Annotated in this window: 15 protein-coding genes; 11 read left to right on the plus strand and 4 right to left on the minus strand. The window is 45.8% G+C overall.

The window, feature by feature from the left end; translation table 11 throughout:
* The first annotated feature begins 13 nt into the window (after window positions 1–13).
* Window positions 14–868 (plus strand): carbohydrate ABC transporter permease, encoded by an 855-nt coding sequence (locus tag J2736_RS31910; RefSeq protein ID WP_397342101.1) that lies wholly within the window; start codon window positions 14–16, stop codon window positions 866–868.
* A gap of 197 nt (window positions 869–1,065) precedes the next feature.
* On the opposite strand, the gene J2736_RS31915 is transcribed toward J2736_RS31910, so the two are convergent.
* Window positions 1,066–3,369: a helix-turn-helix domain-containing protein gene (locus tag J2736_RS31915; RefSeq protein ID WP_310502586.1), complete on the minus strand. Its 2,304-nt coding sequence runs from the start codon at window positions 3,367–3,369 to the stop codon at window positions 1,066–1,068.
* Between the two features lie 259 nt (window positions 3,370–3,628).
* Here J2736_RS31915 and J2736_RS31920 point away from each other — a divergent pair, with 259 nt between their 5' ends.
* The 5 genes from J2736_RS31920 to J2736_RS31940 all read left to right on the plus strand — a co-directional run bounded on the left by J2736_RS31920 (window position 3,629) and on the right by J2736_RS31940 (window position 11,931).
* Complete coding sequence (locus J2736_RS31920) at window positions 3,629–4,588, plus strand: ABC transporter permease (RefSeq protein ID WP_397342091.1); 960 nt, start codon at window positions 3,629–3,631, stop codon at window positions 4,586–4,588.
* Window positions 4,582–5,442 carry a carbohydrate ABC transporter permease gene (locus tag J2736_RS31925; RefSeq protein WP_310502587.1) on the plus strand — a complete coding sequence of 287 codons (861 nt, stop codon included), beginning with the start codon at window positions 4,582–4,584 and terminating at the stop codon, window positions 5,440–5,442. The genes J2736_RS31920 and J2736_RS31925 overlap by 7 nt, the downstream gene beginning before the upstream one ends.
* A gap of 45 nt (window positions 5,443–5,487) precedes the next feature.
* Window positions 5,488–7,059, plus strand: coding sequence for an extracellular solute-binding protein (locus J2736_RS31930; RefSeq protein ID WP_310502588.1), 1,572 nt, complete (start codon window positions 5,488–5,490; stop codon window positions 7,057–7,059).
* Between the two features lie 86 nt (window positions 7,060–7,145).
* A complete protein-coding gene (locus tag J2736_RS31935; RefSeq protein WP_310502589.1) occupies window positions 7,146–9,524 on the plus strand; it encodes a galactose-binding domain-containing protein in 2,379 nt (792 codons plus the stop codon).
* Window positions 9,525–9,573: 49 nt separating this feature from the next.
* Window positions 9,574–11,931: an FAD-dependent oxidoreductase gene (locus J2736_RS31940; protein ID WP_310502590.1), complete on the plus strand. Its 2,358-nt coding sequence runs from the start codon at window positions 9,574–9,576 to the stop codon at window positions 11,929–11,931.
* Window positions 11,932–11,985: 54 nt separating this feature from the next.
* Here J2736_RS31940 and J2736_RS31945 read toward each other — a convergent pair whose 3' ends face one another.
* A complete protein-coding gene (locus tag J2736_RS31945) occupies window positions 11,986–13,389 on the minus strand; it encodes a family 4 glycosyl hydrolase (protein WP_310502591.1) in 1,404 nt (467 codons plus the stop codon).
* Window positions 13,390–13,559: 170 nt separating this feature from the next.
* Here J2736_RS31945 and J2736_RS31950 point away from each other — a divergent pair, with 170 nt between their 5' ends.
* Window positions 13,560–14,393: an AraC family transcriptional regulator gene (locus J2736_RS31950; protein ID WP_310502592.1), complete on the plus strand. Its 834-nt coding sequence runs from the start codon at window positions 13,560–13,562 to the stop codon at window positions 14,391–14,393.
* A 50-nt stretch (window positions 14,394–14,443) separates the two neighbouring features.
* Here J2736_RS31950 and J2736_RS31955 read toward each other — a convergent pair whose 3' ends face one another.
* Window positions 14,444–15,295 (minus strand): SDR family oxidoreductase, encoded by an 852-nt coding sequence (locus J2736_RS31955; RefSeq protein WP_310502593.1) that lies wholly within the window; start codon window positions 15,293–15,295, stop codon window positions 14,444–14,446.
* Window positions 15,296–15,537: 242 nt separating this feature from the next.
* On the opposite strand from J2736_RS31955, the gene J2736_RS31960 reads away from it, so the two are divergent.
* A complete protein-coding gene (locus J2736_RS31960; RefSeq protein WP_310502594.1) occupies window positions 15,538–15,993 on the plus strand; it encodes a GNAT family N-acetyltransferase in 456 nt (151 codons plus the stop codon).
* A 302-nt stretch (window positions 15,994–16,295) separates the two neighbouring features.
* Here J2736_RS31960 and J2736_RS31965 read toward each other — a convergent pair whose 3' ends face one another.
* Window positions 16,296–17,093: a Cof-type HAD-IIB family hydrolase gene (locus J2736_RS31965; protein WP_310502595.1), complete on the minus strand. Its 798-nt coding sequence runs from the start codon at window positions 17,091–17,093 to the stop codon at window positions 16,296–16,298.
* A gap of 117 nt (window positions 17,094–17,210) precedes the next feature.
* Here J2736_RS31965 and J2736_RS31970 point away from each other — a divergent pair, with 117 nt between their 5' ends.
* The 3 genes from J2736_RS31970 to J2736_RS31980 all read left to right on the plus strand — a co-directional run bounded on the left by J2736_RS31970 (window position 17,211) and on the right by J2736_RS31980 (window position 20,070).
* Complete coding sequence (locus tag J2736_RS31970) at window positions 17,211–17,900, plus strand: DNA alkylation repair protein (RefSeq protein WP_310502596.1); 690 nt, start codon at window positions 17,211–17,213, stop codon at window positions 17,898–17,900.
* A 104-nt stretch (window positions 17,901–18,004) separates the two neighbouring features.
* Window positions 18,005–19,015, plus strand: coding sequence for an ABC transporter substrate-binding protein (locus J2736_RS31975; RefSeq protein ID WP_310502597.1), 1,011 nt, complete (start codon window positions 18,005–18,007; stop codon window positions 19,013–19,015).
* A gap of 17 nt (window positions 19,016–19,032) precedes the next feature.
* Complete coding sequence (locus J2736_RS31980) at window positions 19,033–20,070, plus strand: FecCD family ABC transporter permease (RefSeq protein ID WP_397342103.1); 1,038 nt, start codon at window positions 19,033–19,035, stop codon at window positions 20,068–20,070.
* Window position 20,071: the final 1 nt, after the last annotated feature.

A 20,071-nucleotide genomic window follows, 5' to 3' on the forward strand; every position in this document is an offset into this window, starting at 1 on the left:
GCAGGTAGTAGCGATGCAGACGGGTTTTCCCGCTGGAGCTAAACAACGTAAAGTGTGGACGCGCGGTGCCATCAATGCCGTTCTTTCCTTATATGCACTGGTCACGTTGTATCCATTAATATGGTTATTTATTAGCGCCGTTAAATCAAATGAAGAGTTTTATTCCCGGCCTTTTCTGCTGCCAACCGTGTGGAAGTGGGATAACCTCGTCCGCGCATGGAAAGTTTCCGGAATGGGACTTTCTTTATGGAACTCCACGGTTGTAACGGTAACTTCCTTAGTGTTAACACTAATTCTAGGCGCTTTGGCAGCCTTTGTGATCGCACGGTTTGAGTTCAAATTGAAGGCATTCTTCACAGGACTATTCCTGCTAGGCATGCTCATTCCGATTCACAGCACATTAGTACCTCTATTTATTATCATGAAAAAAATAGGGCTGTTGAACACATACGGCGCACTAGTGCTGCCCTATGTTGCATTTGAATTACCGTTAGCGATCTTCATCGTAGCAGCGTACCTAGTCAGTATTCCAAAAGAAATCGAAGAGGCCGCGCTGATTGATGGTACGGGCTACTGGGGTATTTTCTTCCGCATGATGCTTCCGCTAAGCGTACCAGCGCTTTCTACCGTTGCCATTCTGGGCTTTCTACGATTCTGGAATGACTTCGCTTTCGCTCTTGTTTTCATTAGTAAGCCTGCGCTTAAAACGGTACCGCTTAGCTTGTCCGCCTTCGCAACGGGGTACATGACGGATTATGAATTGACCATGGCTGCGCTGGCCATTGCCGTGCTTCCAACGATTGTTGTGTTCTTGCTGTTCCAAGAGCAGATCATGAAGGGAATGACGGCGGGGGCTGTGAAGGGGTAGGTTTTGCAGCGTTAGATAGGTAAACACGCTTCTAGATGCAGGGCTCTGCGTCTAGAAGCGTGTTTTTGTCATCCGCGCCCGCATCGTCAACTGAAAACAGGATTAGTCCGATTTCTCTGAACTAAATCGAGGTTTTCAAACTAAAAAGGTCCAATAGTCAGATGCGAGACGGGACATCTCAGGATTCGCGGCTAGCTTTAGGCTCGCTTTTCACGATACTGAGTGGGTGTCATGCCAGTTGCCTTCTTAAAAGCGGTAAAAAAGTGGCTCTTGGATTGGAAGCCGGACTGAGCAGCGATCTCAACGATCGACCAATTGGTTTCCAAAAGCAGTTCTTTCACTTTCTCAATTCTGCATTCTAAAATGTAATCCGAAACTGAAAATTGATAGTGTTCTTTAAAAATTAACCGTACATAGTTCACAGATAGAGAGACATGATGAGCGATATCGTCGATCGTCAGCATGGGATCATGCAGATGATTGGCAATATAGGTGAGGATATCGGTGAACACCTCTTCTTTTTGTGCATGACGATTCGACATGTCTTCCATGAGGTTAAGCAGCAATTGTTCAAGCCAGACCTGAATTTCGCGGAGATTTGTGAATTCATTTAATTTTTGCTCGATATCCTCCATGGCAAGGGGACCTTGAATTTGTTTGAAAGATTTCTGCAAAGTGAACAGGAGCTGAGTAAGCTGCAGTTTGGATTCATTGGCAGGCAATACTTTTAATTCTTCAAACAACGTATGCAGCTGTTTAAGAACAGCATCTTTGTCACGCACACGTATAGACTGAATGAAAGTAATGAGTTGGTCAATATCCAGCCCGCTGACTTGGCCTTCTTTGACGACGGTACGGAGGTCACTTTGCCTGAAAATAAGGTTATCGCCAGTAATAAAACTGAGCTTAGATAATTCGTAGGCGGATTGATATACCTTGTAAATATCTGCGGCAGGGGAGGTTGTGGATTCACTGAGTCCAACCACTGCGGGAATATCAATCCAGCGATTTAATTGAAGCTTGGCTTCTTCCAAAATTGTAACGATGGTTGTCTCCGATTGTTGTTCGCACTCCTGTGAAGAAAAGAGCATCACGATATGGTCAGAGCCTAAGTCCGCGGACTCCGAGGTTAACCCGTAGTTCATCACAACCTCGCTGATAATATTCTGCATAGCAAATTTCATCAGTTTACGTGATTGGAAGCTGTAGTTGGCGTTAAATTTACTGTAATTTTCAATACGAAAAACAGCAAACCGAATCGGCTCATCGAGATTAATTTGGATCATCTGCCCTAGCTCTTCCTTCAACGAGGAGGTGATCTTATTACTTAAAATCCACTGACGAAGCAGTTCCTCTTTGACAATATGACCGCTGCTTTTTATTGAACGGTCTTGCTCCTCGACACGATCCACAAGCGTATCAAACCCCGAATGGATCAGCTTATAGCCTTTACTTAGTGAATACCACGACATATCGTCTTCCATTGATTTATTTCCGCCATAATAGCCGCGAATTTTTTGGAGCACCTCAACAAAGGGTTTAAATGTCTGCTTGGACAGAAAATACAGTAACACCAATAAGAAAGCAATCATGATAAAAAATGAACCTAGAATCTTCAAATTCAAGTTAAATAGCTTGTCTTTCCATATGCCTAAAGGGGATACCAGATACAACTTCCAGTGATCTCCTGCTAAGGAGATCGATTGAACGCCCCACTCTTGCCCATCATATTTCCAATCAAAGCCTTCAACGACAGCATTATCTTCCTGTAGATGATGGTTGCCTTTGTTAGTACCGCTTAAAAATTGATGAAACGCTGACTCAAAGGTATGGTTGATGTCGCCCATTAACAGGGAGTTATCTGAATCAAGGACTAACAGCTTGCTTTGGAACTCATTGTTATCTAGCAAAAGTTCTTCAGTAAGGAGCTTCTGATCTAATACAACGGCTAGTCGTCCTTGTTGGGTGACATTGATGTCTTCACTTGGGAAAAAGAGCATAATCTCAGGATGGCCATTTAACACTTGCTTCGAGAACTGAAGAGGTCCTTCTGGCTTTTGGATAATTTTTTGCAGGAAATGTTGATCGCTAAATCCATTAAAAGGACTAGAGCCGCCATTTGCGGCAAGAATCTCCCGTGTAGCGGGATTGAAGAGATAGACCTCTTTTACAAGTCGCTCGGAGGCTTTGAAGTCGATAAGTGATAAATCCACTAAGTGATCCAGGTAGGTATCTCTATCTTGGGCTGCTAGCCAATAACCCACATTACGGTTTTGATACAAGTTCGTGCTATTAATTTTCAACCGTTGAAGGATTAATTCCATACTATTTTTCACATGCGTAATCTTAATAGAAGCAACGTCATTGACTTCATTAATGGCGTATTTTGAAATTTGACTCGTTAAGTAGTAAGAATACAGACTAGCCATCGTTAAAAACAAAAAGGCCACTAATAAAAAAATTCGCACATATAAACCTTGCATGCGATTCAGCTTTAGCATCTGACGCTCCCCCAAGATGTGAGTTTAGGTTCGTATAGTTTCTACCTATTTGTATTGTGGAGGCGCCATGCCTAAATTGCAAGACGGTAAACCCGAATTGTGAGTATTCAAACTAGGTATGAGAAGCAGAACCTAGGAATCGTTCATTTCAGAACCACCTGTAGATTCAGAACTATGCAACCCTGCAAGGCATCCATTATGATCAGGGCAATCCATCGATTCCAAGCATGCATGCAAGATCGAGAAGAAAGGTGACTTTATGGAAAAGATCGTTGTACATCGTGAAAGGGTGCGTGAGCGTGAAAATGCGTTAATCCGATTACTAAAGTTGATGCACCTTCATAGGGTTCACTACTTTATGTTACTGCCAGGCATTATTTATTTTATCATTTACAAATATTTACCTATGTACGGAGCAGTTATTGCGTTTAAAGATTTTAACATTACGGAGGGGATCGTAAACAGTCCGTGGGCGAATCCCTGGTATAAGCATTTTAAATACTTTTATGATTCTCCTTACTTTGGGCAAATCATGACCAATACGTTGTTAATCAGTGTGTATAAGCTCGTATGGCTTATGCCTCCGGCTATTCTGCTCGCTATTTTATTATCTGAAATTCGTGGGAAGTACGTTCGCAATGTGGTTCAATCCATTTTGTATATGCCTCATTTTATTTCTTGGGTCATTATTTATGGGATTTGTCTCTCTCTATTCTCGGAGGCAGATGGTCTATTCAATATGATGCTCAAAGATGTCGGCATGAAAGCAGTTCCTTTCCTGACATCGAACGAATATATACGTTCTTTAATTGTAGGAACAGATCTCTGGCAAAACTTAGGCTGGGGCGCAATTGTGTATTTGGCTGCCATAGCGGGTATCGATCCGACGCTATATGAGGCGGGGAGAGTAGACGGTGCAGGAAGAATTCGGATGATATGGCACATTACATTGCCGGGAATCCGAAATGTGATCATCCTGATGTTTATTTTACGGTTAGGGACGATATTAGACGCAGGCTTTGAACAGATCTATGTGATGTACAACATCCAAGTTTATGAAAAAATCGATATTATCGACACCTGGGTGTTTCGAACAGGTCTTGAACAGTTCAATTTCAGTCTTGGTGCAGCTGTAGGCCTCTTTAAATCGCTTATTGCTTTAATCTTAGTTGTTGGAGCCAATAGCTTAGCGAAGCGATCGGGGGGCAGTATATGGTAATGAATTGGAAAGAACGGCTATTTAGCAGTGTGATTTATGCGATTCTGCTGCTATTATCCGTGTGCGTGTTATTCCCGTTGCTATACGTGCTAGCGGTATCCCTGACTCCCTTCAGCGAAGTATTGAAGAACGGCGGATTTGCGATCATACCGAAAAAAGTGACATTCGAGGCTTATGCTTTATTTTTGAAAACATCAACCATCCCACGGGCCTACGGCATTTCGTTCTTTGTTACGGTAATTGGAACGCTCATCAATGTTGCACTCACTGTATTAATGGCGTATCCACTTAGCAAGAAGACGCTGCCAGGACGTTCACTGCTATTATTTCTCATCATGTTTACGATGATGTTTAGTGGGGGAATTATCCCTACCTATTTGATCGTGAAGGCAACAGGGCTGCTGAATTCGATTTGGGCCATGGTTATCCCAACAGCCGTGGGTACATTTTCGCTATTGATTACGAAGACGTTTTTTGAAAATATTCCAGAATCCTTAATTGAAGCTGCTCGCATAGACGGTGCTTCAGAGAGCAGAGTTCTGCTCAGCGTTATTTTACCGATGTCGCTTCCTGTTATTGCAACGATCAGCACCTTCTATGGTGTGATGCATTGGAACGAATTTTTCAATGCGATTATGTATATAACGGATTCTTCCTTATATCCACTGCAAGTGGTGTTGCGCAATATATTGAATGCTTCCATGTCATCCGAGATCAATTTGGAACAGACCGTTCCACCAACGACACTTCAAATGGCAGGTGTCATCTTGACCGCACTTCCAATTGTGACTGTGTACCCTTTCATCCAAAAGTATTTCACCAAAGGAATGCTAGTTGGCGCAGTGAAGGGTTAGCAGTTAACATATAGCTACACGAATAAAATATAAGGGGATGTTCGTATGAAGAAAACGTTGAAATTAGGTGCTGCGGCATGTCTATCTCTAAGCCTGGTGCTGAGCGGATGCGCTTCCAAAAGTGAAGGTACCAAAACGGAAGGCGCTCCGAGCAGTCCTATCACGTCAAGTGCACCTGAGAAAGCGCCAGAGAAATCAACTGCACCTGTTAAACTGAGCGTACTCGTATCTGGACCTGGATTAAGTGAGGATGACAAAGCGCTTCAAGGGGAAATCGGCAAAAAGTTGAACATTAACTTTGACTATAATGCCATTGCCCCAGGCAGCAATAACGAATATGTCAATCAGATCAACGTAAGAGTTGCATCGAATAATGCACCGGATGTTTTCACCGTCTCTAATGATCAAATGCTGCAGTTTACGAAGCAAGGCGCTATTCTAGACCTGACGAAATATTTAGATAAAATGCCAAATGTCAAAAAGGCCTACACAGAAATTGATTTAGCAAAAGGGAAAGTCGATGGCAAGCAGATGACACTTCCCAAACGTGCCACGGTTCCTTATCGGGCTCTCATGATTCGCCAAGATTGGCTGGATAAATTAAAGATGCCTGTACCGAAAACGATTGAAGAACTAGCAGCGACGATTAACGCCTTCCATGACAAAGATCCAGACGGAAATGGGAAGCAGGATACCTACGGTCTAACAGGATATGGGTTAGATGCGTTCGCGCCAATCTTTGGTGCATTTGGAACTAGCTATGGCTACTTCAATGCATCGTTATCGATTGGAAATCTAATCGTGAAAGATAACAAGGCGATGTACTCCACCACACAACCAGAAATGAAGCAAGCCCTGACGTACATCTCAGATCTATTTGCAAAAGGTGCCATTGATCCAGATTTGCTAACGAATAAAGGAACTGCCGCACCAACGAAAGCACAAAAGGGCCAAGTGGGTATGATCTATGCGAACTGGTCTGATATGTTCAAGGATGAGCACATCAAATTGATTACAGAAACGAATCCCAATGCCAAATTCATTGCCATTGAACCTCCTGTAGGCCCTGGCGGCAAGTTTATGGGCGCGTTTGACGACAGTGCTGCCGATTGGCGAGTTGCTTTGCCAAAATCGTTGGAAAAAACGCCGGAGAAATTGGATCGCGCATTAGCCTATTTGGATTATATAACTGGCGCTGGTGAGGGACAAAACTTAGTGATGTTTGGTAACGAAGGCGTTCACTATACCAAATCAGGTACGACCATTACGCCGCTTCCTGAGATGTCAAAGCTGGGTACGACGTACCAATTGCAACTTACAGGCAGGGACGAACTTCCGTATCTGTACACCAAGTTCCCTAAGCAAAAAGAGTATATTGATCAGGCCGTAAAACAGCCTTATATCAAAGTGTTCAATAACTTCTCGGCCATCCCTGAAGGTGTGAATAAGTCCGATAAGGATCGCTATGAGAATGAGGAAATGATTAAATTCATGTTTGGCAAACGTCCTTTAGCTGAATTTGATTCGTTCCTTAAAACACTAAACACAACGTACCAATTGCAAAAATATGTGGATGAAGCAAGTAAAGCATTTAAAAGTCAGGGATTGATCAAATAAGGCAGACACATGTACAAGGAGATAAGGCACGCTTTGTCTCCTTGTTTTTATCCCATTCATAATGTAGAAAGTGAGGTTATGCCATCATGCAAATGTGGAAATCGCTGGGTCAAAGAATGGTTGCCTTATTCGTTGTATTCGCATTGATCGCTGCTGTTAACCCAATGTCTCTGCTCCCAGAATCTACAGCCGATGCAGCCGTCAATGGTTACGTAAAAAGAAACATCGATAAACTGTATGAGGATTCGAATGGCAATAACATTCAGGATGCTGCTGAACCCGATTTCCGTTATATCTCAGTCAATATTCCGGATGCGCTATTAATTAACATTTATTCGCCAATGGGAAATGATTCAGAACGTTTTCGAATCCCATCGGATGATGAGCTATTGGATGCAGTGAGAACGGTAAAGGCAATGGGCGGCAGGGTATTTCGCGTTTTTGCGATGAGTTCTAGTCCGACATACAATGCAGTTCGCATGATTACTACGAATAGTGCGAGTCCTAGCGCAGCTGTCACTTTAAATGAAGATGCGATGAAGGCGTTTGACCGATTACTGCAATATTGCAATCAAGAGGGAGTGCGTGTGTCGATCGGATTTACGGATAACTGGGCTTATGTTGGGGGGTATAGTGATTATGGATCGAACTTCTTTACACCAGGAAATGCTACGAATGTAAAGTTTAAAAATATGATTTCGCAAATTTTGAATAGAACGAACAGCTACACAGGAGAGCAATACAAAAATGACAAAGCGATCTTTGCTTGGGAGTCCGGCAATGAATTGAGTGCCAGCAATGATGGCGTATTAGATACATGGGTGTCCGATTTAGCGAATTATGTAAAGGGCATCGATGCGAACCATCTATTCATTGACGGTAGAAATTCGCCTGCTACGTTTTATAATCGGTATACCGTTATGAATAATGCGAATATTGATGTGCTATCCTACCATACTTATATCAATTTATCAGGTATGAATGCAGTACAATCATTAACAGCTATGCGGAACTATACAAAAGATCAAAAGGTGCTGAATGTGGGAGAAATTGCGATGACCATGCCCACGAGCACGCTGTTAAGCTTCTTAGATGAAATGATCAGCGGGGGGACTAGCAGTGCAAGTTGGTGGGCTCTGCGGTTTCATGCGCGAGAGGGCGGATTCTATCATCACGCGTCCTATGAAGATCTTCACTGGCCAGGCTTTACCAATACAAGTGGCATATCAGAAATCGCAACAGAGAAGGATATCCTGACGGCTTTGGCAGATCATGCTTATGAAATTCAAGGATTAACACGACCAGCCATTGCCGTTCCATTGGCGCCAGTGCTTCTGCCAATCCCGGATACAGGTCACATTTCATGGAAAGGATCGACGAATGCAAGTGCCTACGATGTGGAGCGGGCTACAAGCAGCAGTGGACCTTGGACAGTCATTGCTGCGGATTTCATGGATAATGTGATTGTGAATCGATCACTTCTCTCTGATACGACGACATCTCCGGATGTATCTTATTATTACAGAGTTAAGGCAAAGAATACCTCTGGCACTTCGGGTTATTCCAATGTTGTTGGGCCAGTCGTGGCAAGTTCAAGATGGCTGGTAGATAACTTATTTGATACATCGAAAATGAGTGCGCTTACTTCCAACATGGTAATTGGCAAAAGCTACTCCAACAAAGAAGTCGGAAATGATTTAGCTGTCCTCTACCGAAATGACGCCAATCCTGGAGAGATCGTATACACGACACAGGAGGCAATAAGCTCTTTCAGAATTGAAACGTATTCGTATAACACGACCGATTTGAGCGTGCTGACTTCGCCAGATGGGGCAACCTACACGAGCTTTACGCCAGCCACCACCTCGTATTCAGGCAGCTATAACAAACCTAAGGTCGTATACACCTCATCCGCTCTGCCTACAGGTACGAAATATTTAAAAATTGCGGAGCAAGGTACCGGTCAACCTTATAAGAAAATAAGCCGAATTGAGATCGAGTCGGGGCTCACAACAGTTCTACCTCCGACATCTACCAATATAGCTCCGACTGCAACGTTAACCGTAGATTCGTCCAATGTCAGCTATGCCAAAACGAAAGCGGTAGACGGTATCAAAAACGATAACAATAGCCGCTGGATTTCAGCGAATACGGCAGGAACCCACGTCTTCCAGATGGATTGGCCGACTGCCAAAACCATTAACAATGTGAAGCTTTGGAGTGGTTCCGTAACAGTTGGGGGTACGCAAATTCGCGACTTCACCATTCAATACTGGAATGGCAGTGCCTGGCAGGTACTTGCTACCGTCGTTGATAATGCGATAGATGTCTATAACGCTCAATATAATGACTTTAGTTTTACGCCAATAACGACGACAAAACTTAAAGTGGACATCACCGACGGTTGTGATTATTTAACGTATGAGGACGCTAGAATCAATGAAATTGAAGTTTACGGATATTAGTTTTGACAAGCAGTAACGAATGAAATGTGTAGGTGGAGGCAGGGAGAACATGGATGAACGAATAAAAAGAGGAATGTTAGAGCATCACGAATACGACTTCATCGTTGCGGGTGGCGGTTTGGCTGGGGTGTGCTGTGCGATCTCCGCAGCAAGAGGAGGACTTCGTACAGCCATCATACAGAATCGACCTGCTTTCGGAGGCAATTCCTCTAGTGAAATTCGAATCGTTCCTGTTGGGAGTGTCGATTTCAATTCATGGACGATGGAGAGCGGGATTATAGGTGAGATTCTGCTTGAGGATCGGGCAACCAATCATGAGAAGTTCGGCGATGGCGCGATTAACACGCTGTATGACTTGAATTTGTACCAAGCCATCTTAAAGGAACCGAATTTGACGGCTTATTTGGATACACAAGTAAACGGCGTAGAAGTAGATCCAGAAGCGGAAGGCGTTAGTTCCGAGCTGAAAGCGATTTACGCGACACAGCTTGGAAGCGGGAAAGCCTTTAAATTTACAGCTCGTCAGTTCGCCGATTGCACGGGGGATGCTGAGCTTGGCTTTTTGGCAGGCGCTCCTTATCGTTACGGCAGAGAGGCGAGAAGCGAATTCGGAGAGCTGCTGGCGCCAGTGGAAGCAGATAATCATACCATGGGAAGCAGTATCACTTTCTATGCCCGTAATGCCGGCAGGGAAGTACCGTTTACAGCGCCTGCCTGGGCACACCGCTACGAAACCGCTGAAGATGTAGGCATATATCGAGATATTAACCACATTAAACATGATCGCTTAGCTGGCTTCTGGTGGATGGAGCTTGCCAATCCATTTCATCAGGTCGATGATTTTGGCGCAATGAAGCATGAATTGCTGCGATATGTGCTCGGATACTGGGATTTCCTTAAGAATCGAAGCAAGTATCAGGAAACCCTGTCCACCTATTCAATTGATTGGATTGGTATGTATCCTGGAAAAAGAGAGAGCAGACGTTTGGAAGGCGATGTGATCGTATCCGAGCGTCATATTTACGAGGATCCATGTTGGCCAGATCGGGTAAGCACCTCTGGCATGTTTGTGGATATCCATATTAATGGAGGTCTCCTAAATCGAACGGAACCGCCAGAGCTTTCCAATGCCGATGCCAACTACAAGGATTATACGTTGGTCGCGCCTTATTCCATTCCGCTGCGCTCGTTATACAGCCGTTCCATCGCCAACCTATGGATGGCAGGACGTAACATTAGTGTGAGTCGAGTGGCGTTGGGTTCTGTTCGCAATCAAGTGATTTTGGCGAATATCGGTCAGGCAGTGGGCACAGCAGCAGGATACGCAATCCGCCATCAAATCTCACCAAGAGAAGCTGCTGACGTATCGCAGGGACATATTCAGGCTATTCAACAACAACTACTGCGTGATGATGTGCCAATTATTGGCCTGAAGAACGAGGACAAATACGATTTGGCTAGAGAGGCGACAGCGACAGCTTCGAGCGAGCAGACAATGTATCTGAACGAGCCTGATGAGAATGCGATGGTTCCGCTTGACTCAACGTGGGCTCAGGTTCTTCCGATAACCTCCGACCGCATCGACACTGTCGAATTTTATGTAAGCAATACATCAGAAGAGACCGTTTCGTTGAAGGTGTCTGTCTACCAATTGGAGCGCATATGGGATAAAGGGGAGGGGGTTCCTGTTGGAACTGCGGAGCTCCTTATTCCTCCGCTGCATACGGGGTGGATCTGTGCAGAATTGAATCTCCGTGTTGCAGCAGGAAAACCGCACCGCATTGCTCTAGAGAGCCATGAACATATCGCATGGGCCAAGTCAACTGAGCAAGCAACCGGGACATTAGCTCAGTACTATGTCAAATGTGAGGGCGGACCTCAGCCTGAGAATAAGCACTATCCGTCGTTTCAAGAAAGTGAGCTCGTCATCCCGCCTTATGAACGTTGGAATGAGATCAAACGAAAACGCTTTTCGTTTGCAATGAACGTACACCCTTGTCCTGCTCCGTATGGGGGGGATCAAGTAGTGAGCGGAATAGCTAGACCAATTGCGATGCCAGGACTATGGATATCGGATCGGGCGAGCGAACTTCCGCAACATGTGGCGTTGAAGTGGGAAGAAGAACGGACATTTAACGAGGTCGTTGTTACCTTTGATACCAGTTTAAATCAGAGCTACGCGTATATGCCTGCTTTCTGGAAAGCGCCTGAGTGCGTGAAGGATTGGCGATTATGGGTGTATGTCCATGACGAGTGGAAGTGTGTGTATGAAGAGCATGGCAACTATCATCGTAAAAGATCAGCTACATTTGATACCGTCACGGCCTCGGCAGTGAAGCTTGAGGTGCTCGCCACGAATGGCGATGCCAGTGCCAGAGTTTACGAGATGCGCGTCTACTGCAAATAACGAAAGAGAGTGCTCATTACGGAATACCGTGAGCACTCTCTTTTTCACTTTTATTTAATGGGAACTAACCGGTGCATACCAAGTTTTTGGAATGACATCTCGCTCCAGCTCCAACAGCTCTTCAATAATGAGATCCGCGTCGGCGATAGAGTTCACCAACGGATCTGTCAGCATAGCCCGTCTAAGCAATTCTCGACTGCTTTCAACCACAGCTTGCGCCGTTAGCTCATGCGTATCCAAGACGAGCTCTTGCAACCCGCGAAGTCCACGTGGCATATCGCCGACAGGAAATGGCTTGACACCGTCCATAGAGACTTCACACAAGAGCTCTAAGAAAGCGCCATCATTCATATTCGGAACGGCCCCTTGATTGTAGGTGTTGATATAGAAAGGCTTGCCTAACCCGCCAACCATATTCTCGATAATGTCGGTAGCATGGTCAGGGCCGAAAGTGTCCATATACGTCTCAATCGGCAGTCTGCCTGCGATGAAATCGTCCACTTGCTCCCACATGGCCTCGTGACGAATATAGCGCGCTTCGGTTTCCCAAATGGAGAGGGGCGCAATCTCATCCGGCGTTCGACCGAGTCCCTGCCAGAAACGCAGGTATTCTTTTGTATGCGGGGTACATGTCGGTACATAGCCATAAATATCATACAATTGATAGCTAATGGCATCATTGTCTTTCGCTTTAGCGCCGGTATCTCCGCCGGCCGTCTCTGTTTCCGCCGCTTTTTTCAGGGAGGCCGCAATGCGAGGCATCACATCAACACCGTCATAAGTAGCTTGAAGCATCCAGGTAAAATGGTTGACGCCCGCGATCCGCAGATCGAATCGGCTGTCGATGTCTGCCGTGTACTCACTTGGATCCGCGATAATTCCCGCCCGCCAAGCATAATTAATCTTTTTCCCCGGCATATGATGGCCATCGCACAACGCAAAGCTCTTCAGTTTGGGCGCATAGCGGCTCAAAGCCATGCCGTGAACGGTCGAAGGGTTAATGTAATTAATAACCCAAGCGTCAGGGCATAAACGCTCGATGTCGCGAGCGCAGTCCATAATGACCGGCAGCTCACGCATCGCGCGGAAAATGCCGCCCGGACCGATCGTATCGCCAGAACACATGCGGATGCCGTATTTTTCCGATACCGCACAATCCATCCCGCGATACTTGACGGTATCATCTGCGAAGCTAAGCACGACGAAGTCTGCACCCGGCAGCACGTCTTTGCGGTCGGTAGAGCCTTCAATCGTCAGTTCCACGTTGTTCTCGGCAGCGACCATTTTAGCGAGCGTCACCATTTTGTTCAGTCGTTCCTCATCCGTATCCACCAAAGCCAACGTTCCTTTGTTCAAGTACTCGGAATGCACCATTTGCCAAATGGACTGGCGTCCAAAAAACAAGCTTCCTGCGCCAATGACGACAACTTTAGGTTTCTGAATCTGCAAATTAGCCATGATATTCTCCTCCATGTCAGGGTATGCCTTAATTATAAGGGAATGAGCCTGAGAGAAAATGCAGGATAGTTCCTTATTGATGTCAAATAGTAAGATATTAAAGTCAATAAATATTCAGGATATAAATAGCTATAGATACGTTTCGTCAAAAAGTAAGGAGGAGATCGCGGATGAACAGCACCGATCTGTTCAATGATTTGTCCGAGCACGTCTCGCTTCGCATTACTTCTTATAATACAGTTCTCCATGCTCCAGGCTTAGTCGAGAGCAAGTCCCATCATAATTATGATCTTTGGCTGATCCAAGAAGGACAGGTTGGGATTCAAGTTGGGGCATCCCTGCATAAGGCGACTGCCGGTGATTTGGTGTTATTTTATCCAGGAATTGCGTATACAGCGACGAACGGCAGTCATTCATGCCGCTTTATTTATCTTCATTTCGATTTCGGTTTGGGGGAGCAGCAGCGGATTCTGGCGTCGTTTCCATTGTGCGGGATAGTGCCCGGCAGGCTTGTTGAAATGGAAGCGGATGGATTGCGGAAAATCTTCGAAGAGAACCAGCAAGCGGTCGGTATGTCAGGCATGCGATTAAAGGGCTGTTTAATGATTCTGATCGCCAGAATCTTGGAATGCTACGGGGCCGAGCTCTACACAGGAGCCTTCGGCTCCGATTCCACTAGGCAATCTTCTGCCGGCAATTTGTTTGAATTACAATCAACCATTCGCTATATTCAAGAGAATCTTCATCATCCTATTCGTATTCCGGAGCTGGCTGAGGTAGCAGGCATGTCGGAGAAGTATTTTATCCGGTATTTTAAGCAAGCTTTAGGTGTGACGCCGGGGCAGTATATGTTCCAGTTACGAATGAATCGGGCTAGAGATTTGGTGTATAGTCAGCGTTATTCCATGCAGCAAATTGCCTCCCTGCTGGGGTACCCTGACCCCTACACGTTCTCGAAGGCATTCAAGAAGCATTATCAAGTTGCTCCCAGTAAATTCGTGTAAGTTTAAAATAGATCTGCCCAGTTTAAGCAACTGGGCAGGTCTATTTAGCGCTACGATTTCCCCTTGCGGGACATCTCCGCAATCGAAACCCACTGCTCATCGGTCACCTCGAGCAGGTCGTTGAACTGCCCGGCGCCTTGCAGCCACTCGCCGCCGTCAATCGTAATCACTTCGCCGTTAATATACCCGGCGAAGTCCGAAATCAGATAAGCGGCGAGGTTCGCCAGCTCATCTTTTTCCCCGACCCGTCCCAGCGGGACACGGTTCAGGAGCTTCTGCGACAGCTCGGGCGTGGGAGCCAATCGGCTCCACGCGCCGTCGGTCGGGAACAGACCCGGCGCGATCGCGACTTGCCGGATCCCATACCGCGCCCACTCTACGGCGAGTGAGCGGGTGAGGGCAAGCACGCCGGCTTTCGCTGCGGCGGAAGGCACAACAAAGGCGGATCCCGTGGAGGCGTAGGAGGTCACGATGTTCAGCATCGTACCTCCTACGCCTTGCTCGATCCACCGCTTACCCAACTCCAACGTGGTGTAGAACGTCCCGTGGAGCACAATGTTCAGCACCGCATCGACTGCTCGCGGTGATAAGTGCTCGGTCGGGCTGGCAAAGTTGCCCGCTGCATTGTTCACCAGCACATCGATGTGACCGAAGTGCTGCTCCACAGCCGTGATCATCGCATCGACCTGCTGCGGATCACGCACATCGCAGGGATGGTAGAAGACATCCCCGCCATGCACTCGCAGTTCAGCCGCTGTCTGGGCTAACACGTCTTCCCGTCGACTCGTGATAGCCAGCTTCGCACCGAGCGACAAAAACTTTTCGCCCATCGCACGGCCGAGCCCCGTGCCGCCGCCTGTAATGAGAACCACTTTATCCTGGAGTAAGGCTCCGTCGAACATAGGATTCACGCTCCTTTTTGAAATATAGAGTGTTTTTGGTTCGAATGAATAGATAGCGCTTACAAAAATGCTTTTAACTCATGTTCTCACACCAGCAACCGTACTGTCCAGTACCCTTAGATGTATTGTCATCGTGCACGAAACTTACACTCCACGTTGTGCGGTTCGCTAATAAAGGTTGAATTGACCGTTGTCATGTTGTATTCTAGCTAATAAAAATTAGTGATAGAGGAGTGGCGAAAGTGGAGATAAAAGTAGATGATTTATCTGGTCCTGAAGTAAGAGCGCTCATTATGGAGCACCTTCTACATATGCAATCCTTATCCCCGCCTGAGAGTACACACGCGCTGAATGTGGATGGTTTAAGAAAACCAGATGTGACATTTTGGAGTGGATGGGAGCAAGGGGAATTAGTTGGATGCGGAGCGCTTAAAGAGCTAGATCATCAGCATGGTGAGTTAAAATCAATGCGAACATCATCCGCACATCACAGAAAAGGAGTCGCTAAGCAAATTCTGGCCCACGTTATTAATGAAGCAAAGCATCGCGGCTATACGCGAATTAGCTTGGAAACAGGCTCAATGGAAGCATTCGAACCTGCAAGAAAGTTATATGAGAATTTTGGATTCACCTATTGCGGACCGTTCGCGAATTACACGAATGATCCGCTAAGTTCATTTATGACGATGGAATTATAAACTCATGAAAGCGTAGACCTTCAGGACCGTACTGGAGGTTTTTTTATTCGAATTTACCGAACTATTTTCAGTCTCTACGCTGATAAATCTCAAATAGTCCGAATTAGCCTAACTAAATCACCTAAACTAGGCAGCACGCAACGAAAACAGACAAATAGTTTGGCAGAATCGGACTATCGGCTGGCTATCGAGGGAAAATCTAAATTTAGTTCGGCAAAATCGGATTATCGGCCAGTTCCAGCGAAGCTAACAAAGGAGCTACGCGCACAAACGCGTAGCTCCTCTTTAGCACGTTCCATCACTTACTCTGCCAGAACAAACTTCTCCAGCACATGCCTCACGCCGTCCTCATTATTACTCTTCGTCACGAAGTTGGCCAACGCTTTAAGCTCAGGCAAGGCATTCTCCATCGCAACGCCAAGGCCCGCGACTTCAAGCATTTCCCGATCATTCCAAGCATCGCCGAGGGCAATGACTTCATCTAAAGAACAACCGATATGCTCTGCAAGGAACGTGATCGCATGCCCTTTGGTACCTTCCTTATGCATGAACTCCAGATAGTGAGGCTTGGACTTCGTAATATGCAATTGATCACCGAGCAGAGGGAGAAGCTCTTCACGGATTTGATCGCAAACTTCTGGTTTATCCACAATCAGCATCTTAGGCTGCGGAATATCAATCCACTGGCGCAAATCCCCAATGATATAAGGCGTTTTGGACAAGCTTACATAGTTTTTAATCTTATCGTTATCTTCTGCTGCATAAAGCTCGTCCCCATGGTAAAGCTGGAGATGGTAGTTGTTTTTCTCGCAATAATCGAGCAGGAAGCGGGCGCTCTCTACAGGAACTGTGCGCTCATAGAGCACTTTTTCGTCTAATAAATTTTTGATCAAAGCGCCTTGATACGTAATAATGGGTACATTGAGTCCAATGCGATTGGCAATTTTGGCAGCGGAAGGGAAGCTTCTTCCCGTGGCAATGGTGACCAAGACCCCTTTGGCAACAGCTTGATGCATAGCCTCAACCGTCTCTTGGGAAATCGTCAAATCATCACGCAGCAGCGTATCATCTAAGTCAGCAGCAACTAATTTATACGTCATGTTTCTCACCAATCCTATTCGTCTTCTCTATTAAAATTCTGCTAATAGCATACCCGAATTGCTAGCGAATTGCTACAATAAGCGCATAGGAATTAGCTACAAGGAGGTTCTTTTACGATGACATCAGCTTATATGAATGAACTTGAAAAATGGCTTAGAACCCATGCGAACACGGAAAATGCCCCGAGCATGGAAGCTTATATGAAGAATCATTTTCCTTTTCTAGGCATTCGTAATCCGGAACGTGTTGCGTTGACTAAGCAATTCACCAAGGAACATGGTTTTCCGAAAGGGGAGGAGGCTGTTCGCGTCGCACAGGAACTGTGGCGATTGCCCGAGCGTGAGTTTCACTACACGGCTTTGCTAATGCTTATCCAAGTGAGAAAAACCGTCCCTGCCGAGCATATTCAAGCGCTGGAACAATTTGTCGTGACGAATTCCTGGTGGGATTCAGTTGACACGATTGCTGATCACTTGATCGGTTATCATCTGCAGCGATTCCCAGACTTAATTCCAAGTTATGTAGAGAAATGGTTAGCTTCCAATAACATGTGGCTGCAGCGAACGGCTATTCTTTTTCAGTTGAAGTATAAAAAGAAGACGGATGTCCCGTTGCTATTTCATTGCATCAGCGTAATGGCGGACTCGAAGGAGTTCTTCATCCGCAAAGCGATAGGCTGGGCGCTGCGCGAGTACTCCAAAACCGATGCTGCAGCCGTACAATCTTTTGTTGCAAGCACGGCGTTATCACCGCTAAGCGTCAGAGAGGCATTGAAGGTCATAGATAAGAAATTAGCAGAAAATTAGAATATATCTACTGGAGCCTCTAATGCATTGACATTGAGAATCATTTTCATTATTATGGGGTGAGAATCAATATCATAGTCAAGAGATAATCAGGAGGGTTTCCCGTGCTTCGTTTTAACCAAACCAAAACAACTAAAGTTTCATTCACTGTGCTTTCCGTGTGTATGGCAGCACTACTAGTAACGGCTTGTGGAAGTAATAAAGATGCAGCAAGCACAACAACACCAGCAACTTCAACTGCTCCAGCAGCTACGGCAGCGGCGACAGCAACACCGGCTCCAGCTGTTGATAAAGTTATGAAAGATGGCATGGGTCATGACGTGAAAGTACCGGCTAATCCGAAAGCCGTTATTGCTTCCTATCTAGAAGATCCGCTTCTTGCATTGGGTATTAAACCAATTGTTCAATGGTCTGTTAAAGAAACAAGTGTGCAAGATTATTTGCAAACACAGCTAGCTGGTGTTCCTATGATTCCTTCCAATCTTCCTGTGGAATCCATCTTGAAAGCTACCCCAGATTTCATGATCGTTGGCAGTGAGTCAGCGGTTGAAAAAGGTCTATATGAGCAATACTCCAAAGTTGTACCGACATTCGTTCTTGGCAGCGAAGTAATTGCGGACTTCCGTAAGACGCTTTTGAAAATGGGCGAAATTCTTAATAAGACAGATGCGGCGAACGCAGCTCTAAAAAAATATGATCAAAAAGTAACAGATACAAAAGCAAAACTTGCTCCAGTACTTGGCGATAAAAAGGTTGCCATTCTCTGGGTAACGAATAAAAACTTTTATGTCGTTAATGGTAAAGTTGCCAGCGGCGCGGTTGCTTACGGCGATCTTGGTTTGAAACTGCCTAATATTTTGGCTGTACTACCGGATGCTAAAGCGAATTGGGTACCAATTTCACTAGAAAAGCTTGCTCAATTAGATGCCGATTACATTTTCTTGGTTAACAGCGATAAAGGTCAAGCAGGGAACCTGGAAGACCCGCTTTGGAAGAACGTTCCTGCTGTGAAATCAGGTAAAGTGTTTGAAATGGACAAGACAAGCAGCTGGTTGTACAACGGTGTAATCGCTGGCGAGCGCGTAATGGACGATATGGTTAAAGTCATTAAGTAAATTGGGGGCTGTGTATGATGGGTTCAAAAAGCCAAGTTCCCTCAGCTAAACCCTCATTGAAATCGCGTCCTCTTGCTGCGACAGTCATTATGATAGGTGGATTAGCCTTGCTAGTGATCAGTTTAATCACCTCCATTTCAGTAGGTGCAGCTGATATCACTTTCGGTGAAGTATGGCGAGCGATCTTCCATTTTAATGCGGATAATACACAGCATTTGATTATCCAACAACTTAGACTTCCGCGAGCAATCGCTGGAGCCCTGGTTGGGTCTGCGTTTGCTGTAGCAGGTGCGATTATGCAAGGTGTAACACGCAATCCATTATCGGACCCGGGTATTCTTGGTATTAACGCAGGTGCAGGCTTTATGCTTGCCCTGTGTTTTGCCTTTTTTCCGAAGCTGCCGTTTCACTATGTTATTTTATTTTCCTTTCTAGGTGCAGCGGTAGGGACCGCGCTGGTATATGGGATTAGCGCGTTGGCTAAGGGAGGCGTAACACCGGTTCGAATCGTCCTAGCGGGGTCAGCTGTTAGCGCTTTACTGCTGGCACTCAGTGAAGGGATTGCGATCTCCTATCATATTGGACAGGATCTCGCTTTTTGGTTTGCAGGAGGGATTGCAGGTACGAAGTGGTTACAAGTTGACATCATGGCACCATGGATTGTCGTTGCTTTACTAGGGGCGCTTCTCGTCTCACCCTGGATTACGCTGTTAAGCATGGGGGAAGATGTTGCCATAGGCCTCGGATTACGGATAGGATACGTTAAGCTAGCCGCATTCGTGCTAGTTCTGGTCCTTGCTGGTGCGTCTGTGGCAGCAGTAGGAGCAATTGGATTCATTGGCCTTATTATTCCACATGTTGTTCGCTATCTCGTAGGTGTTGATTATCGTTGGATTATCCCGACGTCAGCCGTATTAGGCGCTTTGTTGGTCGTGGCTGCGGATATCGGAGCTCGTATGGTGAATCCTCCTTTTGAGACGCCGATAGGTGCGATTATTGCGCTGATTGGTGTACCTTTCTTCCTCTATCTTGCACGTAAAAAGGGGAGGGACTAAG

Source organism: Paenibacillus qinlingensis, assembly GCF_031455095.1.
Classification (GTDB): Bacteria; Bacillota; Bacilli; order Paenibacillales; family NBRC-103111; genus Paenibacillus_E; species Paenibacillus_E qinlingensis_A.